Source organism: Acidovorax sp. KPB24-03, assembly GCF_057546605.1.
Genome location: NZ_BAAJYR010000710.1, coordinates 1 through 1,159, shown reverse-complemented (window position 1 = coordinate 1,159; position 1,159 = coordinate 1). Strand labels below are relative to the sequence as shown.

Annotated in this window: 1 protein-coding gene; it reads right to left on the bottom strand. The window is 73.3% G+C overall.

The genetic code is table 11. The annotated features are described in order from the left end of the window. A partial coding sequence (locus AC27KI_RS25400) for a heavy metal translocating P-type ATPase (protein ID WP_487116568.1) occupies positions 1 to 1,159 on the bottom strand: 1,159 nt, incomplete at both ends.

The window sequence follows — 1,159 nt, the reverse complement described above, 5'->3', positions numbered from 1 at the left end:
GGCCCGGTCCAGACCCGGCGCCCGGGTGCACGCCGCGCACGGCCATGCCGTCGCGCGTGAGGGTGCCGGTCTTGTCGAACACCACGGTGTCCACACCCGCCAGGGCCTCCAGCGCCTGCAGGTGGCGCACCAGCACGCCCTGGCGCGCCAGCGTGCCCGCCGCGGTCAGCATGGCCACGGGCGTGGCGAGCGACAGCGCGCACGGGCAGGTGACGATGAGCACCGCCACCGCCACCATGAGCGCATGGCCCGGGTCGGTGGGCCACCACCACGCCGCAGCCAGCGCAGCCGCTGCCAGCACGGCGATGAGGAACGGCCGCGCGATGCGGTCCGCCAGTTGCGCCAGGCGCGGCTTTTGCAGCGAGGCGCTTTCCATCAGCGCCACGATCTGGGCGAAGCGCGTGTCGGCCCCCACCCGCTCCACCTTCACTTGCACGGCCGACTGCAGGTTGTAGCTGCCGGCGGTCACGGCGCTGCCCTCGGGCCGCGCCACGGGCGTGGACTCGCCCGTGAGCAGGGCCTCGTCCGCGAGCGTGTCGCCCCGCGTGATGCGCCCATCGGCCGGGAAGGCCTCGCCCGGCAGCACGCGCACCGTGTCGCCCACCGCCAGGCGCCGCACGGCCACGCGCACGAAGGCGCCATCGGCCTGCAGGCGCTCCACGCTGTCGGGCAGGCGGTTCATCACCGCCTCCAGCGCGCCGGCCGTGCGGTCGCGCAGGCGCAGCTCCAGCCAGCGGCCGGTGAGCAAAAAGAACACGAACATGGTCAACGAGTCGTAGAACACCTCGCGCCCGAAGATTCCGCTGGGATCGAAGGTGCCCGCCGTGCTCACCCCGAAGGTGATGGCCATGCCCAGCGCCACGGGCAGGTCCATGCTCACCCGGCGCAGGCGCACGTCGCGCAGCGCGTTCGCAAAGAACGGCCCGCAAGCGAAGATGACCACCGGCAGCGTGATGACCCACGAGGCCCAGCGCAGCAGCTGCTCCATCTCGGCCGTGAGGTCGCCCGGCTGCGCCACGTAGGCGGGCCACGCGTACATCATCACCTGCATCATGCAAAAGCCGGCCACCAGCCAGCGCCACAGCGCGCGGCGGTGCTCGCCTTGGCGCTGCGCCCGCGCGAAGGCGTCCATGGCCGGCAGGGCCCGGTAGCCCGCGCG